Annotated in this window: 16 protein-coding genes; 3 read left to right on the top strand and 13 right to left on the bottom strand. The window is 60.4% G+C overall.

Annotation, left to right across the window (positions count from 1 at the left end):
- Positions 1-40: 40 nt before the first annotated feature.
- From AC6HU3_RS08250 to AC6HU3_RS08205, 10 genes are all read right to left on the bottom strand, one after another.
- On the bottom strand, positions 41-1153 hold the full coding sequence (locus AC6HU3_RS08250) for a hypothetical protein (RefSeq protein WP_497473297.1): 1113 nt from the start codon (positions 1151-1153) through the stop codon (positions 41-43).
- Positions 1154-1162: 9 nt separating this feature from the next.
- On the bottom strand, positions 1163-3436 hold the full coding sequence (gene bamA / locus AC6HU3_RS08245) for an outer membrane protein assembly factor BamA (RefSeq protein ID WP_497473296.1): 2274 nt from the start codon (positions 3434-3436) through the stop codon (positions 1163-1165).
- A gap of 40 nt (positions 3437-3476) precedes the next feature.
- Positions 3477-5921, bottom strand: a complete 2445-nt coding sequence (locus AC6HU3_RS08240; RefSeq protein WP_497473295.1) for an ATP-dependent Clp protease ATP-binding subunit — start codon at positions 5919-5921, stop codon at positions 3477-3479.
- A 6-nt stretch (positions 5922-5927) separates the two neighbouring features.
- Entirely contained in the window at positions 5928-6578 is a 651-nt protein-coding gene (locus AC6HU3_RS08235; RefSeq protein ID WP_497473294.1) for a tetratricopeptide repeat protein, read from the bottom strand.
- A 256-nt stretch (positions 6579-6834) separates the two neighbouring features.
- Positions 6835-9468: a hypothetical protein gene (locus AC6HU3_RS08230; protein WP_497473293.1), complete on the bottom strand. Its 2634-nt coding sequence runs from the start codon at positions 9466-9468 to the stop codon at positions 6835-6837.
- 163 nt (positions 9469-9631) lie between these two features.
- Positions 9632-10924, bottom strand: a complete 1293-nt coding sequence (locus AC6HU3_RS08225) for a replication-associated recombination protein A (RefSeq protein ID WP_497473292.1) — start codon at positions 10922-10924, stop codon at positions 9632-9634.
- 57 nt (positions 10925-10981) lie between these two features.
- Positions 10982-13141, bottom strand: a complete 2160-nt coding sequence (locus AC6HU3_RS08220; protein ID WP_497473291.1) for an LVIVD repeat-containing protein — start codon at positions 13139-13141, stop codon at positions 10982-10984.
- 154 nt (positions 13142-13295) lie between these two features.
- Positions 13296-14777: a helicase HerA-like domain-containing protein gene (locus AC6HU3_RS08215; protein WP_497473290.1), complete on the bottom strand. Its 1482-nt coding sequence runs from the start codon at positions 14775-14777 to the stop codon at positions 13296-13298.
- 13 nt (positions 14778-14790) lie between these two features.
- The gene (locus tag AC6HU3_RS08210; RefSeq protein ID WP_497473289.1) at positions 14791-15231 is read right to left on the bottom strand and encodes a hypothetical protein; all 441 of its coding nucleotides are present in this window, start codon (positions 15229-15231) and stop codon (positions 14791-14793) included.
- Between the two features lie 5 nt (positions 15232-15236).
- Positions 15237-16832 (bottom strand): acyl-CoA mutase large subunit family protein, encoded by a 1596-nt coding sequence (locus tag AC6HU3_RS08205; protein ID WP_497473288.1) that lies wholly within the window; start codon positions 16830-16832, stop codon positions 15237-15239.
- A gap of 174 nt (positions 16833-17006) precedes the next feature.
- Between AC6HU3_RS08205 and AC6HU3_RS08200 the strand changes: the two genes are divergently transcribed.
- Both AC6HU3_RS08200 and AC6HU3_RS08195 read left to right on the top strand, forming a co-directional pair.
- Positions 17007-18116, top strand: coding sequence for an AAA family ATPase (locus tag AC6HU3_RS08200; RefSeq protein ID WP_497473287.1), 1110 nt, complete (start codon positions 17007-17009; stop codon positions 18114-18116).
- A complete protein-coding gene (locus AC6HU3_RS08195; protein WP_497473286.1) occupies positions 18113-18790 on the top strand; it encodes a DUF4276 family protein in 678 nt (225 codons plus the stop codon). The genes AC6HU3_RS08200 and AC6HU3_RS08195 overlap by 4 nt, the downstream gene beginning before the upstream one ends.
- 93 nt (positions 18791-18883) lie before the next feature.
- Here the strand turns inward: AC6HU3_RS08195 and AC6HU3_RS08190 are convergent, their stop codons facing one another.
- Entirely contained in the window at positions 18884-19288 is a 405-nt protein-coding gene (locus AC6HU3_RS08190) for a HEPN domain-containing protein (protein ID WP_497473285.1), read from the bottom strand.
- Complete coding sequence (locus tag AC6HU3_RS08185) at positions 19285-19614, bottom strand: nucleotidyltransferase domain-containing protein (RefSeq protein ID WP_497473284.1); 330 nt, start codon at positions 19612-19614, stop codon at positions 19285-19287. The genes AC6HU3_RS08190 and AC6HU3_RS08185 overlap by 4 nt, the downstream gene beginning before the upstream one ends.
- Before the next feature lie 188 nt (positions 19615-19802).
- Here AC6HU3_RS08185 and AC6HU3_RS08180 point away from each other — a divergent pair, with 188 nt between their 5' ends.
- Positions 19803-20546, top strand: a complete 744-nt coding sequence (locus AC6HU3_RS08180) for an SDR family oxidoreductase (RefSeq protein WP_497473283.1) — start codon at positions 19803-19805, stop codon at positions 20544-20546.
- Positions 20547-20671: 125 nt separating this feature from the next.
- Here AC6HU3_RS08180 and AC6HU3_RS08175 read toward each other — a convergent pair whose 3' ends face one another.
- A complete protein-coding gene (locus tag AC6HU3_RS08175) occupies positions 20672-21688 on the bottom strand; it encodes a WD40/YVTN/BNR-like repeat-containing protein (protein WP_497473282.1) in 1017 nt (338 codons plus the stop codon).
- Positions 21689-21703 lie beyond the last annotated feature (15 nt).

The raw sequence follows: 21703 nt of genomic DNA, 5'->3' as shown, positions 1-21703 counted from the left end.
CCCTATCCCGCTTTATTGTACACCCACCCCCGCGAACGGTTCAATCGGCAATCCATGCGCCCACCTCCACCCGGGTGAACCAGGTGGGATCCGGAACCCCCCGGGCATCCCGGGACAGCCACACCCCCCAGCCTCCATCGCCCCGCAGCCAGAACACATCACCAAACCGATAATCCACCCGCCCCAACCCGAACAGGCGGTCCGCCCGCAGAACATCCCCGCCCATCCAGAGCACGCCGCCCCCCACCCGGAGATGATGGGCTTCCCGGACATACCGGAGCCCGACAAGGGCCTCGGTCCCATAGGGGAAGCCGGGAAGCACCCCCGCCGGTGCAACGGCCATCGCCACGCCCTCGCCCCACAGCCACCGCCAGGTGACCGCACCCCGAAGCCACCCCCCACCCACCGTATCGGCCGCAAAAAGCCGAACAAATCCGCCTCCCTCCACCTTCCCGCCCGGAAAGGCCCATTGCGTTTTTCCGTGGAAAAGATACCCCCCCAGAGACCCTGGGAGCATGACACCTTCTGCCTCCAGCCCCTTCGTGCGGATCTCCACCCAGGGCATCACCCGCTTCTCCCGGACCCAGGCCCCCAGCACACCCCATCGGAAAAAACGCACACCGGCCCCCACCCGTCCATCGTCCCGCCACCACCAGAACGCAGCGGGCCCCGTCCGGACATCCAGAAACCCGCCCCCCTCCTCCACCATCCCCTGAACCTGAAGAAAGCGGTTGGTATACGCCAGGCCCCCCCAGGCATACCGCAGGCTATCCCCGAAAAGGGAAGCCACATCCCACGCCCCGAAAAACGCCTCGCCTCCTGGAAACTCCATCCCCACACCCCAGATCTTCTCTCCGCTTCCGGTGTTTCCGGCAAACCCTCCCCAAGCGGACACGCCCCACCACACCGGCTGACCGTAGCGGAGCATCACCAGGGATCGCCCCTCATCCATCCGGACCGACTGGAGCATCGCCTCGGGCCGCGTGCTGCCAAAGGAGGAATCCGGGAAAAAGGCACCCACCTGAAAGGCATAGGGGAGGGCAAAGGAGGACCACGGTGTGGGAAGGAACGCGGGTTTCAGGACCGGGCCATACGGGAAATGAAGGATCTCACAGGCAAGACACAGCAAGCCCCCTGCAAGTCCCCAGGCCACCGCTTCCTCTCAGAACCGGGTGAATCCGAACACAAAGTGGGTCATCATCTTCCGCCCCTGCCCCGCAAGTGGCGTGAGCGGCCAGGCAAGGTCCAGCCCGATCACCCCCAGCATGGGCATCTCAAACCGGGCGCCCACACCGAAGGATTTTCGCAGAAGAAGCTGATCTTTGCTCCGTGCCGTGTCATAAAAGTCCCGAAAACTCAACCAGGTGTTTCCGCCCTCCACAAACCCCAGGGCATAGAACTGCTCGTTGAGGCGGACCCGCAGTTCGGCGGTCAGCACAAGAAACATCCGGCCTCCGTCGATGTCCCGTCCCACCGAGCGGTATTCATAGCCCCGCAGGGCATAAAAGGTGGACACATCCCCCAGGAAAAACCGCTCATAAAAGGGCAGGTCCTCCGCCTTTCTGAGCCCCCACGCATACCCGCCCCGGGCCAGGAAGGCAAGGAGGAGATAGGCGTTGTTCACCCGGTCGATCTGCCAGAGGGGAACATAGGTGCCGGCTTCGGCCTCTTCTTTGTAATAATGAAGATCTCCCTGGAGAGGCCCCCCCGTGAGGGTGGTGGTGGACGAAAGGCGGGTGCCCCGGAAGGCGTTGAACCGGCGGTTTCGGGAATCCCAGGCCAGGGATACCGCCATGGACGACGACCATTGCGGTCCCGCGAGGAGTCGCTGGACGTCCGGGAGGTTCTCAAATTCCGACGACACGGACAGAAGACGAACCCGCTCCAGGCTGTATTTGAAGCTCACACTCCAGAAACTCCGAAGCGCCCGCACGCCCCAGGTCACGCTTCCCCCGGCACGCTCATCCGAATAATCCAGGGTATAGAGATTCCGGAGATAATAGGCGCTCGCCCCGATGGATTGCGGATTGCCCCGCCACCAGGGCTCCAGAAAGGAAAACTGAAAGGTGCGATACTGCCCGCCATAATTCACCTGCGCCGAAACGGTCTGCCCCCGCCCCAGGAAGTTGGGCTCCTGCACCTGGAGATAGACGGACGCCCCATACACCGGGGAATAACTGGCGCCCGCTCCGATCTGACCGGTGGGCTTCTCCTCCACCTCAATGGCCAGATCCACCCAGGAAGAGTCCTCGGCGGGCTGGAAGGTGGGGTTGATGTTCTTGAAAAAGTTGGTGAAATAGAGATTGCGCAGGCTCCGGATCAGGCGGGCCCGGGAGAAATAGTCCCCCGGATAGATGAGAAGCTCCCGCCGGATCACCCGGTCATAGGTCTTGGTGTTTCCCACCACGTCAATTTTGCGGATGCGCACCCGGGGACCCTTCCGCAGGCGAATCTGCAGAACGATCACGCTGTCGTCCACCACGCTTTCCATGGGAAGAACCTGAGCATAGAGATAGCCCGAGTCGGCCATCACCCCCTGAAGCTCCACCAGCGTGTTCCGGAGTTTCTCGCTGGAGAAGGGCTCCCCTTCCCGGAACCGGATCAGGCGTTTGAGGAGATGTTCGGGAATGTCGAAGTCCCCCCGCACCGTGTATGGACCAAAGACATACCGTTTCCCCTCCGTGATGAAAAGTTCCAGCGCCACGGTACCGTCTTCCCGGATGACCTTCGCCGAATCCACCCGGGCCTGAGGATATCCGTGGTTGTGATAAAAGGCTTCAATCCGATCCGGGTCTTCCGCCCATTTGATTTCGTCAAAATATCCCCACCGCAGCCAGTTGCGGGGCTTGTTCTGCATGACCCGGAGAATCCGGCTTTTCGGGAAGGCCTTCACGCCGTGGAGGATCACCCGGGAGATCCAGGGGCGATCCCCCTTGCGAATCCGGAAGCGCAGTGCCACCTCTCCCGCCCGCAGGGTGTCCACGTCCACCTTCACCTGGACCCCCACATAGCCTTTCTTCCGGTAGAGCTTCTTCAGACTGTCCTGAAGAACCCGGATCCGCCAGGAGGGAAGGCGCATCCCGGCATGAAGGCCCAGGGTGTCCTGGAGGTCTTTCCGGGTGAAGGGCTGATCCCCTTTCACAAAGAGGGCGCCGATGTGGGCGGCCTCGGGGTGGTCCTCAAACACGAAGGAAGCAGACCGCAACCGGGGCGCTTCCACCACCTGCAGAATCCAGGTATCGCCTTCTCGATCCACCACCACATCCTCCAGCACGCCCCGCCGAATGGCCTCTTTCAGGGCGGTTCGGAGTTCCACAAACGTCGGCGTGGCGGAGGTTTCCAGTCCCAGAATGGAAAGGAGAAGAGACGGCGGAGACACAAACTGACCTTCAAGACGCACCGCACTGGCAAAAAGCAAGAACACACCCATCATCATGGTCGCGCGACTCCTTCATCGAGACAGGCCTGCGCGAGGTTCAGGACGATGTCCCTACAGGCCGCGGCGGTTTCACCCGAAAGTCCAGCCCCTCGCCATCCTCCCGGACCACCACCTCCACCACGTCTCCCTCGTGGATCTTTCCGGCAAGAATGGCCTCCGAAAGGGGTTCTTCCACGAATTTGCGAACGGCCCGACGGAGGGGTCGGGCTCCGTATTCCACCGAATATCCCTTTTCGGCCAGGAAGGCCCGGGCTTCCTCCGAAAGAACGAGCTGGATCCGGCGATCCCGGAGACGCTCGGCAAGCTCCTCCACGAAAATGTTCACGATCTGCTGGAGGTGGGCCTTCTCCAGGGGCCGGAACACGATCACCTCATCCACCCGGTTGATAAACTCGGGCGGCACGGTCTTTTTGAGTTCCTCCAGGAGAAACTGCCGCATGTCGGCATAATCGATGGCTTCGCCCTGCTCCGTCCCGAAGCCCATCACTTTCCGGGCTTTGAGCTCCCGGATCCCGATGTTGGAGGTAAAGATGATCACCGTATTCCGGAAACTCACCGTGCGGCCCAGGCTGTCCGTGAGATGGCCTTCCTCCATCACCTGGAGGAGGAGGTTGAACACGTCCGGATGGGCCTTTTCCAGCTCATCGAACAGCACCACCGAATAGGGACGGCGGCGTACCGCCTCGGTGAGCTGTCCACCTTCTTCATAGCCCACATAGCCCGGAGGTGCACCCACCAGGCGGGAAACGCTGAACCGCTCCATATATTCCGACATATCGATTTCGATCAGGGCGTCCCGGTCTCCGAAGAGAAACTCCGCCAGGGCTTTGGCCGTCTCGGTCTTGCCCACCCCCGTGGGACCCAGGAAGATAAAGGTTCCGATAGGACGGCGGGGGTCCTTGATCCCTGCCCGGCTCCTGCGGATGGCTTTGGCCAGGGCCTGGATGGCTTCATCCTGCCCCACCACCCGCTTCTGGAGTTCCTCTTCCATGTGAAGCAGTCGTTCCTGCTCACTCCGGGACAGCTGGGAGACCGGAATCCCCGTCCACACCGACACCACCTGGGAGATCTCCTCCCGGGTGATCCGGCGGCGTTCGGGAAGATCAATCTGGGCCCGGAGTTCGGCAATTTTCTGCTCCAGGGCCTTTTCACGGTCCCGGAGACGGGCCGCCCGCTCAAACTGCTGGCGGTCAATGGCCTGTTCCTTCTCCAGCCGGACCTCCATGAGCTCCCGTTCCAGGGAAGCGAGTTCGGGATTCTCCTCCGTGGCGAGCTGGGACCGCGCACCCGCCTCGTCCAGAAGGTCAATGGCCTTGTCCGGGAGGTGGCGCTCGGTGATGTAGCGGTCCGCAAGATAGGCCGCCGCCTCAATGGCCTCATCCGTGTATTCCACGTTGTGAAAGGCCTCGTATTTCTCCTTGAGGCCCCGCAGAATTTCGATGGTCTCCTCCACGGTGGGCGGTTCCACCATCACCATCTGGAACCGGCGCTCCAGGGCACCGTCTTTTTCGATGTATTTGCGGTATTCCTCCAGGGTGGTGGCTCCGATCACCTGGATCTGCCCCCGGGCCAGGGCAGGCTTCAGAATGTTGGACGCGTCAATGGCACCTTCGGCCGCACCCGCCCCCACCACAGTGTGGAGCTCGTCAATGAACAGAATCACATCCGGCGCCTGGATGGCTTCGGTGATGATGGCCTTCAGACGCTCCTCAAACTGCCCGCGGTATTTGGTTCCAGCCACCACGGAGGCCATGTCCAGGGCAAGGATCCGCTTCCTGCGCAGGACTTCGGGCACTTCTCCCGCCACGATCCGCTGGGCCAGGCCCTCCACGATGGCCGTTTTCCCGACACCGGGTTCACCGACCAGCACGGGATTGTTCTTCTTCCGCCGCAGCAGGATCTGAACCACCCGCTCGATCTCCCGCTCCCGCCCGATCACCGGATCCAGCTTCCCCTGACGGGCGAGTTCCGTGAGATCGGTGGAAAAGGCTTCAATCGTCTTGGTTCGGGCCTGCGGTTTACGATCCTCTTCCCCGGCCGTCCGGCCCAGGGTCTTGAGAATCTCCACCCGAACCACCTCAAGATCCACGCCCATACGCACCAGGATCCGGGCCGCCAGTCCCCGGTTTTCCCGGAGGATTCCGAGGAGGAGGTGCTCGGTGCCGATGAAGTTGTGTCCGAGTTTCCTGGCCTCGTCAAAGGCAAAGTTGATGGCCCGCCGGGCGCTGGCGTTGAGGGGGATTTCCCCCAGGGTGATGGCGGTGTGTCCGGGTGGCGCGGCTTCCTCCACCGCACGCCGGAGATCCTCCAGGTCCAGCCCCAGGCTGGTGAGCACCGTCGCCGCAACCCCTTCTCCCACACGGGCAAGACCGAGCAGAATGTGCTCGGTCCCGATGTAGTTGTGCATCAGCCGGATGGCTTCCTCCCTCGCCAGGGAGAGCACCTTTTTGGCTCGTTCCGTGAACCTGTCGTTAATAAACATCCTCTCTCACCCCCCAGAGGCCTCCTTGAGTCCTCTGGCCATGCTTCTCAACGTCCGACCCTCCTGGGTAAACAGGATGGACCGGCCGTGTTCTTTTTCCATGCGATCCAGAATCTCCACCGCCTGACCGTACCGGCCGGCGGCAAAGGCCACTTCGGCCTGACGAAACACATACAGCGCCTTCATGCTCTTGAGGGGAGCCAGGGCCTCGGCGTTCCGGAACGCCTCAAGGGCCTGGTCCCATTGCTCTTTTGCTGCATAAACGGTTCCCAGGTGTCCGTGGGCTTCCGCCCGCAACACCGGATCCTGCAGGTTGCTCCGGAGGACCGCCTGAAAGGCCTGCTCTGCCGCATCCAGGCTGTCCTGCTGAAGCTTTAGATACCCCAGATAATACCGGGCGCGATGGGCTTCCACTGTATTCGGATAGCGCTGGAGCACGTCCTGGAGCAGGCTGTCGGCGATGGGCAGGTTCTGTGGACTGGAGAGCATGCTCATGGCCTGGAGCAGGGTGAGTTCTGCTTCCGGTGCGTGACGGGGCTTCTGGCTTTCCTTGTAGAAGGCGTATCCGAGGAGGAGCACGATCACCCCCACGCCGGTCCACACGAACCGGCGCACCCGTTCATCCTTCCAGAGTTCCAGCACGATTTCCCAGTTCATGGCATGTCAATTATACCTTACCCGCAAGAACCTGTCAACGTTCTTCATCGGGTCTCTGGAGATGAGCTCTCCTCTATATGCATCAAAGATCCCCATCCCGTGCCAGGGAAAAGGGGAACCCTCCGAACTCCCCAACGGATTAAGGTACGATCCCATCGGTTCACGTCCGGATCCTCCCGGCTCGGACAGGATGTTATCCCTCAAAGAGCGGGCGGGGGCTTCGCCCCCGCCCCTTGGCTGCCTTCCGGTCGCTTTCTCAGCGCCCGACCCACAGAACCTTGCGTGCCCTACCCACCTCACGATCCCTCACCACATACACGCCCCGCACCGGAAGGCGGCCCATACGCACCTCACCGCGCACCTCTCCACGATACCCCATCACCTTCCGTCCCAGGGCGTTGAACACTTCAACATCTACTGTCCCCCGACCTTCCAGCACAAGCCAGGGTCCCCGCATCACCACCCTCACGCCCCGGGAAAGCGCCGGTCCTTCCGACACAGCGGTGGTTGTGTCGATTCCCACCACTGCCACATAGGGGATCTGACTTCCATAGGGTGTTACGTTCCCTCCAAGGTACCACCGGATCTCTCCCGCATGATCCACGAGAACAGAACGAACCACATTGACGTTCGGGAGAAGGTATTCATCCAGGGGGGAGGACTCACCCAGGGCAAACCATCGGATGATGGTCCCACCAGGGGCGGTGAAGGCAGCTCCATACAGCGTGTCCACGGACACCACATCCGCAACCCAGCTGAAGGAGACACCCAGGTCCCTGTATTCCACGAGAGAAAGTGCGGGATCCAGCACATACAGCCCCGTGGTGGTCCCGTCACCGCCCCCGATGTACGTCCGGTTGCCATCGTAATGGATGGCGTTGAAGGAGAAGGTGAGGGATTGCGACCAGGTCTCGCAGGCAAGGGACGATCCGATGGTGCACTGGAGGTAATCCCGTGTGGACGCACTGGAACGGGCCAGAACCATTCCCAGAACGTTCCCCCAGAGATACGCGTTATTGAGCGTTCCTTCCAGAAGCGTGTCCACCGTGATACCGGACACCGATCGGTCATACACCACCACATGGGTGGAATCTGTGGATGTGCGCGATCCCGCCACCACCAGGAGATCTCCGTCCCATCGGCAAAATCCGAAAGGAACATCGGGATCGCTCACGGCAAAGGAGTCCAGCACGGAGAAGGACCCCACATCGAGAAGCAGCGCCACAATCTCGTTCGACGTGGTCCGGTAGCAGAAAAAGATCGTGTCGTTCTTCACCTCTTCACTCGAAGGCCAGAACACACTGGATGCTGACATCAGCGTGTAAGACCCGGGTCGGAGAGATCCCGTGCTACGGTCCAGGCTGAGCAGCGTGTACGTGGAATTGACCATCCAGATCCACGGAGCGCCGAACAGGGTGGTATCGTAACCTCCAAGGGTGCGGTTCCAGAGGGCTGCTAAGGACGTATCCCACACCATCACTTCGGGAGCTCCACCAGCCCAGCCCACACCCAGTGCGAGCGTGTCACCCAGCACGTGAAGAAGGTTGACGGTTCCGTTCATGGGTCCAGTGATCCAGAGGGAGTCATCCACCAGACGGGTACCGCTTCCCGTAAGGAGATCCTGGATGTTGGCTGCACCGATCATCACCTGATGGGTCGAGAAATCGACCTTATTCCACCAGATCGTACCGCTCCCGGGCAGCCCTCCAACCGCCATGGATTCCACCGTGTACATGGCACTGTTGTCTGAAGGACTTCCAGATACTGTCACGATCGATCCCCCGCTGACCTGCAAGCCTACAAACTGGCTCGAAGAGACGTCCAGCACGATGCATCCGTTGTCGTCTTCTCCCGTTGGCCATACGGTAAACTGAACTGATGAAATGGTTGAGGAAACGTTGGCCTGGATTACCGGCCCTGTACCAAGGGGAAGGGCGTAAGCCATCTGGTCACCCGTACCTGGATCCGGTCCTACCACACACAGAAAATCCCCCTCAGTTGTGCTGTAAAAGCTGGACAGAGCTTTCATCGTGCCCATGAGAAAGGTATCCCTGCGAACTTCGTTCACCCCTCCCTGCGAAACTTCAAGCAGAACCCGAACCGTTGTGTCCAGGGCGGAAGACATGACAATGTCCACAAGAAGGGTGTCGGCGGAGCGAACGTGGGGAAGGATGTAATCGCTGGATGGGGAAAACACCAACGTACATGCATAGGACCACATTCCGACTTCCCCGGAAAGGGGATGGATCATCCGGACATAGCAGGAATCCACATCTCGATTATCGTACTGAACGAGCAGGGTGGGATATTGCGTCCAGGCGTTGACGGGAACATCGGAAGGAAGGGCAACGAGCCGGGTGAACCAGGAACTGGTTCCCACCGTATCCAGATCGACGGTTTGATGAAGGAAAAGCCCCGAACCGGAGACCTCCCACACAAAGAGGCGGTAAATCAGATTTGTGCCGTCGTTTAACTGGCCTACAATACAGAACAGATGGGCGGATGATCCAGGATCACGGCATGGGGTAATCTGCCCACCGAAGAACGACCATCCTGCGGGAAGACTCAACGTATCTTCCGATACATTTCCCGCAGGGTCAATCCCCATAAACACAAGCGTGTCCGATACCGGTACAGAGACACCAAGGACGTAGCCTTCCGGATCAACCGCTTTCAGAGAGGTTGTCGGGAGAAACCGGATCAGCGTATCCGTGGCGGTCCGAATCAGGTGAACATCCCCGCCCGTGGTGTTCAGGATGGCCGCATAAGGAAGTCCACCGCGGGACCCGGCCACGACTCCCCCGAAGACATCGAGGGTGTCCGTCCGGACGATGGTGCTCTCCCTCACCACCTGGAGGGAGAAAGCGAGGAGTACCGCCAGCCAGCCCATCTCGCACCTCCTGTTTGAGGACTCCTTCTGCTCGTGGATAAGGTACAGTCTCTCCCACGATCAGGGTGTGACAAATCTCACACAGGGAGGCAGAGCCCATGAGTCTGTATCCAGAGACAGGAGGGACTCACAGCGCCGGTGCAAGGGCGCCAGAAAATCCTTCTCAGGTCTTCCGGATTTTCCCGGGATCCACCCGAAAGAGGTGGGGTTTGGCGTCCTTCCAGAGCCGCCGCAGGCGGCCCGCGAGAAACTTCTCCTGACCTTCTTCGGTGGGATAATAGATGTCCGCCTTCTCCATCCCCTTGGGCAGATACACCTGGTGCACAAAGTGACCGGGAAAGTCGTGGGGATAGCGGTAACCCCTCCCATAGCCTTCCCGCCGCATGAGCCCCGTGACCGGGTTGCGCAGGTGGAGGGGCACGGGCGCCGTGGGGAACTTGCGAAGCCAGGATCGGGCCCGTTTCAGGGCGAGATAGGCGCTGTTGCTTTTGGGGGCCCCCGCGATATACAGGGTGGCCTCCGCAAGGGGAATGGCGCACTCGGGAAGCCCCACCTTTTCCACCGCCTCAAAGGCCGCCACCGCCACCACCAGGGCCATGGGATCGGCAAGGCCCACGTCTTCCGCCGCATGGATCACCAGGCGCCGGGCCACCACCTTGGGATCCTCTCCCCCTTCCAGAAGGCGCACGAGATAATACATGGCCGCGTCCGGATCGCTCCCCCGAAGGGATTTGATGTAGGCGGACAAAAGATCGTAGTGAAGATCATAGGCCCGATCATGGCGCACCTGAACCGCCCCGGCCGCTTCCTCCACGTCTTCCGCCGTGATGACGGTTCGCCCCGCGCTCCGGGCAAAGCGGGCGGCAAGTTCCAGGGTGGACAGAAGACTCCGGGCGTCTCCGCCACTCGCTTCCAGCAGACGAATCCGGGCCGCTTCGTCCAGAGAAAGGCCCTCAAGAGCCTTGTCCCGAAAGGCCCGTTCCAGGATTTTCTCAAGGTCCGGCGCCGAAAGAGGGCGCAGGCGATACACCCGCATCCGGGAGAGCAGGGGAGGGATGACCTCAAAGGAAGGGTTTTCGGTGGTGGCACCGATCAGGATGATCCGCCCTTCTTCCACGTCCTGGAGGAACGCCGCCTGCTGGGACCGGTTGAACCGGTGAATTTCGTCCAGAAAGAGCACAAACGGTCCGTCGTATCGTTTCTTGAGGTCCCGGATTTCCTTCAGGGTGGTGGACACCGCGCTCCGCTCCTCCACAGGGAGGCCTGCCCGCTGGATGAGAATGCGGGCCAGGGTGGTTTTTCCGGAACCGGGCGGTCCCCACAGGATCATGGGAACGACCCGGCCTTCCTCATACAGCACCCGGAGGGGTTTCCCCTCGCCAGTGAGGTGCTCCTGCCCCACCACCTCATCCAGCGTTTTCGGGCGCAAACGCAGGGGAAGGGATTCCTCTTTCATCAGATGAATTATACAGGAAGCGCCCCACCGCTTCCAAACAAGCGGTGGGGCGCTTCCTCACGGAACGAGGATTTTCCGGGTCACCCATCCCCGGGGAGTGTGCATCCGGACGCCATAGACTCCCCTGGGAAGAAGAACCACCTTCCCACCGCTCTCCGAAAGCCGCACCCGCTTCACCCGCCGGCCCAGGCCGTCCACCACCTCCATCCAGGTCCCCGCAGGACCCTCCGCCCGCAGCCCGCCCGGCACAGGCAGGAGACGGATGGACGAACCGGAACCTCGGCGCTCCTCCACATCCACTCCGGAAACCCGGAACCGGCGTAACCCCACCCCCGCCATGATCAGCGTATCCCCATAAGCATCCAGATCCAGGAAGTAATCTCCGATCTCCTGATCCAGCATCCTTGGTGGATCGGGCAGCCCGGAAAGATCATAGGCACACAATCCCCACGGAGAGCGCGATGCCCCCCCACAGGGGAGAAACAGAAGGGATCCCACGAGTTCCATATCCCAGGGGAGAATGTCAGAGTAACTGGGTGGAATGTTGAAAATCACGTAAGGCGTTCCCTCCGGAACGCCGGAGGTGTCCATGGGGTACACAAACACCTCGTAGGGGATCTCGGGACCTGTAATAAACCACCCGTTTCCAAACGTGAACCCAGATGCTCCAATCCAGACCTGAAACGTCTCCCGGGAACCGCCCATGTCGAAAGGATCAAATCGCCCGTCCGGCAGATAGATCCACACCTCGTTTCCGTGTACCACCCGCTTCATATCCCCCCACAGAAACCCATCCATCATGCTGTCCTCCACCACCGGTTGAAGGGGATCTTGGACGTTTACAAGATAAAACCACATGAGTGGGTTCTCATAAGGGCCTTCACACACCACATGCTGACCATCCCCCACGCCCACCATCCACCGGCAAGCTCGCGGTAAGGTGGAGACCACTTCGAATCCCGCACCGGTCCATTGCAAAACCCATGTCTTGCCCACGCTCCATACCGCCGAAGCAAGCAGCAGGGTGGAATCCACCCACACCACCTCATCCACAGGATACACATCCGGCGTGGGGACTTCCACCAGTTCTCCATTTTCTTCCCGGAACACCCGAACTCCTCCGCCTTCGCCGGCAAGGGCATACCACCGTCCCACCCGGTCCACCCGGAAGGCATAGCCTGGAAGACGATAGCCCTTCAGCCACACCACCGTATCCCGGGAAGGCGGAACCCAGAGGGGATAAGGCAGGGAATAAACATACGGGGCACGAAACTGCGGGGATCCAAATATGGCCATTCCCTCCCCGGAACGCGCCATCATTCTGGGCAATCCCTGTGAACTGTCGGGGAGGGCAAGCCCCTCCACAAGCTGCGCGGTATCCCTGCACACAAACCCCCGAACCCAGTCCCGGCCCGACGTCCAGAACACGCTGTCGGACCACACACCCCCCGCAACGGTATAAGGACCCAGATCATAGGTCCCCTGGTGAAAATCGCACGACACCCGGGGATGCGTTGGATCCCCCAGATCCACCCCCCACGTGCGATAACGCGTCCAGTCCGCCACAGCGACCCATGTGTCTCCCGACACAATCCGCTGACCACCCGCATTCGCAAAACCCACCCATTCCGGATTCCGCCATCGGGTCACATCCAGCACCACAAGTCCCGAATCTCCAACCACCAGAACATTGTTCTCCCCCCACCGGTTCACATCCCAGAACGTCCCTTCAAGCAGAACCACCGGACGTGTGAAGGGCACCGGCTCCACGCCCAGAAGCCCCCGCTCCCCACAGGCCACAAGCACCCATCCCGCTCCCAGGGCCACACCACCCCAGTTCAGGATCCATCCCGGGCGGAAGCATGGCCCCACATCCAGAACCTGGATCCGGACCGGCATCGCCGGGTCTGACACATCCCAGATTTCCACCTGCCCCGGTACCACCGCCAGGGCAAGTTTCTGTCCCACGGGATCATACGACAGATCCACCACCAGCCCTCTCGCCCGGATCCGATCCGAAATGACCTCAAAACTCGTATCTGCTGAACGGATACGCCCGATCACCACACCGCCCCCAAACCCTGCAAAGATCAGATCCCGCAGGGTGTCTTCCGCCCGGGTGAACCTGCTCCCCTCAAAAGGCCACCCCGGCAGTTCCTCCAGCCCCACCCCTCCCAGACTCCCCACAAGAACCAGCATCAGAATGGCGCGTGTCATGGGTTCCCTCCTGTGTTACGCCCTGCCACCGGATTCTGCAAAACCATTGCCAGATCCGGGAGGGACCCCATGTCCCCATCCCACGCACACACCCTCCGGGGAACGCCTTGCAGAACGCAGAAGGAATTGCAAAATGCAAATCCCGGGGTGGGGATTACCGCCGGGAAAGGGATCCCAGGATTCCCCGGGCAATCGTCCGCCCCAGGGAATAGCCGATGCTCCGGGCCACGCTTTTGAGAAAGGCCTCTCCCACGCTTTGGCGTCTCCTCCCCCGGCGCCGGGACGAGGTCCTGCGCCGTGAAGATGAACGCCGAACGGTGCGTCGGGACGGCGCTGCTTCCACCGGCGGGGTTCGGCGTACCCGGACCTGAAGCCGCTCATAGGCGGATTCCCGGTCCACCGGCGTGTCGTATTTCCCCCGGAAGGGGCTTTTCCGGAGGACGTCCTTCATCTCCTCCGGTGTCGCCGGACCGATCCGGGACCGGGGCGGGGCGACCAGCACCCGCTCCACCTTTCCTGGAACGCCTCCTTCTTCAAGAAGCGAAACCAGCGCCTCCCCCACGCCCAGCTGGGTGATCACCTCCTCAAGATCCGGGAGATCCGGGTTGTCCCGGAACGCCCGGGCGGCGGCCCGCACCGCCCTCCGCTCCTTGGGGGTATAGGCCCGCAGGGCATGCTGAACCCGGTTTCCGAGCTGCGCCAGCACCTCTTCGGGAAGGTCCTGGGGATGCTGGGTCACGAAGAACAGACCCACACCCCGGGACCGCACGAGTTTCACCACCTGCACCACCTTCTCAAGAAGGACGCGGGGCGCATCCTTGAAGAGAAGGTGAGCCTCGTCGAAGAAAAACACCAGACGGGGGCGGTCCGTGTCTCCCACCTCGGGAAGCTCCTCAAACAATTCCGAAAGAAGCCAGAGAAGGAAAGCCCCATACACCCGGGGATTTTCCAGAAGACGCCGGGCCACCAGGAGATGGATGGGGCCTCTCCCGTCCGGAAGAACCTCCAGCCAGTCCCGGATATCCAGGGCCGGTTCCCCGAAGAACCGGTCTCCCCCTGCCCGCTCAAGCCCCAGAAGCCGGCGCTGGATGGCCGCAACCGAAGAAGGATGAATGAGGCCATACGTCTCCTCCAGCGCTTTCCGTTCCTCCCTCATATAGCCCAGGAGGGCCCGGAGGTCCTTGAGATCCAGCAGGAGAAGTCCCTCATCGTCCGCAAGGGCAAAGGCGATCTCCAGCACCCCCGTCTGGGTGTCGTTGAGGTCCAGAAGGCGGGACAGGAGCAGCGGTCCCATGTCCGTCAGGGTTGCCCGAACCGGATGGCCGTCCTCGCCCAGAACGTCCCAGTAGATCACCGGATTCCCCTCAAAGCGAAAGTCCTGGATCCCGATGTGGCGAACCCGCCGGTCCACTTCCGGATGGGGTTTCCCCGGGAAGGCCATCCCCGTGAGGTCCCCCTTCACGTCGCTCATCACCACCGGAACCCCGGCGCGGGAAAATCCCTCCGCCAGCACCTGCATGGTCACGGTCTTGCCCGTTCCCGTGGCTCCGGTGATGAGTCCGTGACGGTTGGCATACCGGAGATTCAGCTTCACCTGCCGGCCGTTTTTCCCGATCAAAATCCCCTCAGCGTCCATCCTGCACCTCCTCTTACCATCCGCACAGCACACGTTCCACCGCCCGCCCATCTCGCTCCACCCGGACGCGCACGCCCTCCCCCGAAGGGCAGTGAACCGGCTGGAGGATCATCTTCACTTCCGGGGGAAGGCGAAAGGCCACCCAGGCATCCGGCGCATGTCCCCGGAACGCACATCGCCCCTCACAGGGATTGGGCTTGAGTGCGGGAAACTCCCCGAACAGGAAGGAAAACGCCCGAACCTCTCGAACCGCGTCCTCCAGGACCCGGGCCAGCGGATCGGGAGAGGCCGTTTTCTCAACCGGGGAGGTCGGGGGATCCGTCCGGAGCCGGGGGACCACCCGGGCGTTCATCCAGACATACACCACGGCAAACGTCAGGGCAAGCACAATGAGGGCCAGATATCCCCGAAACTGACGGAAGAAAGACAGAACCCAGGCAAGGATCGTGAGCACAGGGCCTATCCTTCATCAAAGGTGCCCCACACCTCCCGGAGGGCGTCGGAGATTTCCCCCAGGGTGGCGTGGGCTCGCACCGCCTCGAGAATATGGGGCATCAGGTTCTCATTCTCCCGGGACGCGGCTTTCTTCAGGCCGTCCAGCGCCTTCTGAACCCGTTCCTGCGACCGTTTTCTTCGGAAAGCCCGCACCGCCTCCCCCTCCTTTCGGGCAATTTCTTCGGATACTTCAAAAATCGGCACATCCTGTTCTGTGGCCTCCGGGTCCGCGAACCGGTTCACCCCCACCACCACCAGTTCCCCCCGGTCCACCATTTCCTGGGCCCGGAAGGCCGATTCTTCAATCTCCTGCTGGAAGATCCGGGCTTCCACACACGCCACCGCCCCGCCCATCGCGTCAATCTCCCGGAGCTTCTCCTCCACCCGCTTCTCCATCTCCCGGGTGATCCACTCCACGAAGTAACTCCCGGCCAGGGGATCCGCCACATCGGGAACACCCGTCTCATAGGCCAGGATCTGCTGGGTCCGGAGGGCCAGCCGGGCGGATTCCGGCGTGGGGAGGGCCAGGGCTTCGTCATAGGCGTTGGTGTGGAGGGACTGGGTACCTCCCAGCACCGCGGCCAGGGCCTGATAGGCCACCCGGATCAGGTTGTTCAGGGGTTCCTGGGCGGTGAGGGTGGAGCCCGCCGTCTGGGTATGAAACCGCAGACGCCAGGATTTGGGGTCTTTTGAACCAAAGCGTTCCTGCATGATCCGGGCCCAGAGCTTCCGGGCCGCCCGGAACTTGGCGATCTCCTCAAAGAAGTTGTTGTGGGCTGCGAAGAAGAAGGAAAGACGGGAAGCGAAGGCGTCCACGTCCAGGCCCCTCCGGCGCACCTCCTCCACATAGGCGATGCCGTCGGCCAGGGTGAAGGCAAGTTCCTGGACGGCCGTGGCACCGGCCTCCCGGTAATGATACCCCGAAATGGAGATGGGATACCACTGGGGGACGTGCTCTGCGGCAAACTCGATCAGGTCCCCCACCAGGCGCATGGAGGGCCGGACGGGATAGATGTAGTTCCCCCGGGCGGCAAACTCCTTCAGAATATCGTTCTGGACGGTTCCCCGCAGATGATCCCAGGGAATCCCCCGCCGTTCGGCCACCACGAGATAAAAGGCAAGGAGGATGGGGGCGGTGGCGTTGATGGTCATGGAGGTGGAGACCTGATCCAGGGGGATCTCCTTCATCACCCGTTCCATGGCCTCCACGCTCCACACCGAAACCCCCACCTTCCCCACCTCCTCCTCGGCCATGGGATGATCCGGGTCATACCCGAGCTGGGTGGGAAGATCAAAGGCAACGGACAGGCCCGTCTGACCCTGGGAGAGGAGATAGCGGAAGCGGGCGTTGGTTTCCTCGGCGGTGCCGAACCCCGCGTACTGGCGCATGGTCCACAACCGGCCGCGGTACATGGTGGGATACACGCCGCGGGTGTAGGGTGGCCTGCCGGGATCGTTCAGGTCCCGGTCATAGTCCAGGTCCTGGATGTCTTCCGGGCGATAAAAGACCTTGAGAGGAATCCCCGAGAGGGTGGTCCGCTCCTCAGGTTTCCGGCTCATCCCCATCCTCCCCTATGTTTTTTTGAAAATTGTACAGGTCCACACGTGAAAGAACACTTTGACAATCTGACACTCCGTCCCCATAATTAAAACAGTAAAACAGTAAAGCAGTAAAGGCGAAGCGCAACGGTATCCAGGAGCACCCAGAACGAGCCAGAGTGAAGGAGAGGGGGAATGTTAGAGCGTGTCATCCTCCAAGGCTACAAATCTATCGAAGCGGCGGACATCGACCTCCGCCCCATCAACGTATTGATTGGAGCCAATGGGTCGGGGAAATCCAATCTGATCAGCATTTTTTCTTTCATGCGCCGGGTTGTCAACCAGGAAATGCAGCTTTTCGTGGCTCAGGCTGGGGGGGCGGATCAACTGCTGCATTACGGCCGAAAAACAACAGACCGCCTGCATATTGAACTCTGGTTTTCCCGGCAGGATCACCTGGCCAACGGTTATGAGGCCACCCTTGTTCCCACCTCCGATGATCTCCTGATCTTTGAATACGAAGCGGTCTATTTCCACGATCGAAAACAATACGACCGCCCGTATATTAGCCGCGAGGCTCCTTATGTTCATCGGGAAACCGAAATGCCGAAATGGAAACACGAAGACGGTGTGGCGTATTATGTATTTCACGCGCTGAACTCATGGGAAGTTTATCACTTTCACGACACCAGCCCATCTGCAAAGGTGAAGCAAACCGGTGACATTCACGACAACCTCTTCCTGCGCCCGGATGCCTCCAATCTGGCCGCCTATCTGTATATGTTGCGGGAAACCCACGAAGACCACTACTGGAATATCGTGGAAACGGTTCGCATGGCCGCCCCCTTTTTCGGCGATTTCGTCCTTCGTCCCTCACCGTTCAATCCCGAAAAGATCCGTCTGGAGTGGAGAGAACGGGGAGCAGACATGCTTTTCGGACCCCATGCTCTTTCTGACGGGACCCTGCGCTTTATCTGCCTGGCCACACTCTTTCTGCAGCCACGGGACCGTCTCCCTGCAACCATTGTGCTTGACGAACCCGAGCTCGGTCTTCATCCCTATGCCATTGCCCTGCTGGCTGAAATGATCAAAAGCGTCTCCACACATAGACAGGTGATTCTGGCTACCCAGTCTGTCACGCTGGTCAACCAGTTTCAACCGGAAGATATCCTGGTTGTCGATCGCGTGGAAGGCAAAACCATCCTCCGCCGCCTTTCTGAAAAGGAAATCGCCTCGTGGCTGGACGATTACGGACTGGGTGACCTGTGGGAGAAAAACGTTTTCGGTGGCCGTCCCTCGCTGTGAAGAAAATTCTGATCTATGTGGAAGGGCAAACCGAAGAGACATTTGTCCGAGATGTGCTGGCTCCTTATTTCTGGCAACGATGCCATATACATTTAGTCCCTACGCTGGCCCGGACCAAACGGACGAAAAGCGGGCAAACCTTCAAAGGGGGGATCAATTCTTACCAGCAGGTTAAAAGGGACATCCTCCGACTCCTCAAAGATACCAGCGCAGTCCGCGTGACCACCATGATTGACGTTTATGGCCTCCCCGATGATTTCCCGGGGAAAGGCACCCTTCCCCAAGGAACACCATATCAGCGGGTACAACATCTGGAACAGGCCTTTCAACAAGACATTGGAAACCCTCGTTTCCTTCCGTTTCTGGTCCTGCACGAATTCGAAGCATTTGTATTGGTGGAACCCCATCATCTGGCCCAGGTATTCCCTCAGCATGCGAACAGTCTTTCTCGGCTGGAACAGGACATCGCTGAACTTCCGCCCGAAGAAATAAACGAAGGACACCAGACCCACCCCGCGGCCCGGATTCTAAAACATTTCCCGGAATACCGTAAAGCATTGCATGGTCCACGGGTCGTCCAGCGGATTGGCATACCGACGCTTCGAAGCCGATGTCCCCATTTCAACACCTGGCTGGAGCGACTGGAAAAGTTATGCGAGGAGAAATCCGCGTAAATCGTTTTGCCGTGCTTCTCGGCGTGACGAAGGGCATGGGTTTTGCCGTGGCCCGGAAACTCGGTCAGGAGGGCCCGGGAGTCCACTCTCCCCTCAGGAAATGACCCCTTCCAATTTTTTCAACACAAAATCCCTCACCTCTTCAGCAAGGCTGACAGCTTCCCGGGCTTCATCCACTGAGGGAACATAAAGACTCTCGGGGTATCTTATCCCCACGGCATAAAACGTAAGTTCTTCCAGTGCATCTCTGTCAAGGTGCTCAAAATCTCTGTCTTTTTCAATGCATTTCTCAAGGAGGCTTGCAATGTCATGGGTCCTGCCCGCTCTGACCTCGACAAACGTGAGATAGGCTTTGAGAAACTTTTCAACCGCCTGTTGCGCATGGAAACATATCGCTTCGGTGGGAGCATCCCCTGCCTCCATCAGTATGTTTGCCGTTTTCAGATCCGATTCCGCCTTCTGAACCCATCGTCGGACCACGCTGTTCTTCTCACTCACAGGGCCACCCCATTTTCCTGCGCTTCATTCGCCATCGTGTTGACAACGTGTTTTTCAGCCTCATATTCGGATCTGGATTTGATGAACAGATCAAACGAATGGCCGGGCAGGATCCTGTGCAGATTTTTGTGGATTTCAAGCCACAATGTTTTCCTCTCCCGTGGGTCCAGTGATTCTTTCAGAATCACCATCATATCCCAGTCACTCTCGGAGGTTGCCCGCCCCTCAGCGCGGGATCCAAAAAGTATGACCTGAAGCAGCGATAATTGATGGGCCTCAACGACATGTTCAATGACTTCTTTGATTTGCTTCCGGATCTCCGCCATCTCCCGTTGTGTCAACGCCCTCATTTTGCAACCATGCCTCCGTTTTGCATCAGTTTCGGTTTCTGGATGGGGCTATCCATATGGAGTATACCGCAGAGGAAAAAGCGTGTCAAATCCACGTATCTGGACCTTGCCCGTTCGATGAAAACCGCGTACACTGAAGGGTATCTGATCCCACGGAGGACATCATGGAACGGTTTGCCGTGCTTCTCGGTGCATCGAAAGGCATGGGCTTTGCCGTGGCCCGGAAACTCGGCGAGGAGAGGCATGCACTCCTCCTGGTGAGTCGCCATCCGGAGGATGCAGCCCGGCGTCTGCGGGAGGAGGGGATCACGGTGGAGGTCCTTTCCGGAGGGGTGGAAGATCCCGAAACGGCCGAACGGATCGCCACGTGGGCGTCCGAACGGGGTGTGGTCCACGCCCTTCTCCTCAACCACGGGGGACCGCCCGTGGGACCGCTGGAGGAACTCCCTGACGACGTCTGGCGGACGTGGTTTGAGGTGATGGTGGTGGGTCCTCTGCGGATTCTTCGGGTGCTGCGGCCCTATCTTGCCCAAGCCCACCCGGGTCGGGTGGTGGCCATCACGTCCTTCACGGTTCGGGATCCCATTCCGGGGATGGCGCTGTCCAGCGCCCTCCGGGCGGCCCTCACCAACGCCCTGTTCACTGCCGCCCGGGAGTGGGGGGAGGAGGGGATTCTGATCAACACGGTGGCACCGGGCTACATCCGGACCGAGCGCCTTCAGGGGTGGCTTGAGGCTCAGGCCCGCCTCCAGAACCGGTCGGTGGAGGATCTGGAGAAAGACCTCCGCCAGGGCCTGGCCCTGAAACGGATCGGCGAACCCGACGACATCGCCGAGGTGATCACCTTTCTGCTGGCCCGCAACACCTACATCACCGCCCGCGAAATCCCCGTGGACGGGGGGAGGTGAGGATTGGCAGTTTGGCACACGATTAGACTGTGGAAGTACGGCAGGAGATATTCTTCTGGGCTATCGTTCCACTGAAATTCCAGGGGCGGGGCGAACGCCCCGCCCCTTCGGATCTTTTCTCTTCTTCACCGAATACCCACCAGAGGAATCGTGCGGTCTGCCATCCGGAAAAAGAAAATCCCCGGTTCCGACAGAGGGATCACAAGGGTGATCCGGGTTCGACCCCGCATCACCTCACGGCCTGCTCCATCCACCACCTGAAAGGGTTGTCCTTCCGGAAGACCGGACAGAAGCACCCCTCCCGGGAAAAGCCGGATGCGCGGGTCGGATTCTGGAGAGGATGCGCTTTCATCTTCAAAGGTGGCCACCCCTCCTGTGGTGAGAAGAACCACGCCCATCTGGGAAGGCGTGGATAGCCATGTCCATGTGCCGGTATTTCCATCATATTTCGCCAGCTCCCCCGTCTCAAGAACGGCAAACAGCCCACCGGCTCCATCATCGTGAAGGTCCACTGCGCCCACCTGGGACAGCACTTTCCAGCCCGTCCAGGTTTTCCCCGTGTCCACAGAGCGAAACACGTCTCCCGCATAGGTGAGCACGAGAAGGGTATCCTGCCTCACGGTCATGGCCTGTGCGGAAGGCGTTCCGGTGTTTCCAACAAGCTGCCAGGTTGCACCGAGATCGGACGATCGGTACACATCTCCCGAGGCCGTCAGCGCGAAAAGGAGGGACGGAAGGCCACCTTTCACCCCAAGGTCCACGCAATCGCTGGCAGGGAGGCGCCCCACGGGCGTTAGGCCTGTGGCAGAATCCCCCCGATAGACTGCTCCGGAGCGGGTGAGTGCCAGGAATTTCCCGCTCCCCTGATCACGGACCAGCGCGACGCCGTCTGAAAACGTGTAGTGTTTGCGCACCACCCAGGTGGCTCCCTGATCCGAAGAGGAAAGCAGAACCCCATCACGTGTGAGAAGAAAGGAGGGGCTGCCGGTGACATACCCCACCGGATGGGTATAGCCCATCTGGGCAAGACGGCTCCAGGTGGAACCGTCCGTGGTGCGCCAGATTTCCCCCGTGACCGTCACCAGATCCAGATAGGCCCACAGGGGATGGACGAGCACCCCGATCCAGACGAAGGTTCTCATCACATTCCTCCCGCC

The organism is Caldifarcimen microaerophilum (assembly GCF_055387105.1).
The sequence above is the reverse complement of the archived record's forward strand: the minus strand, read 5'-3'. Positions and strand labels throughout refer to the sequence as shown.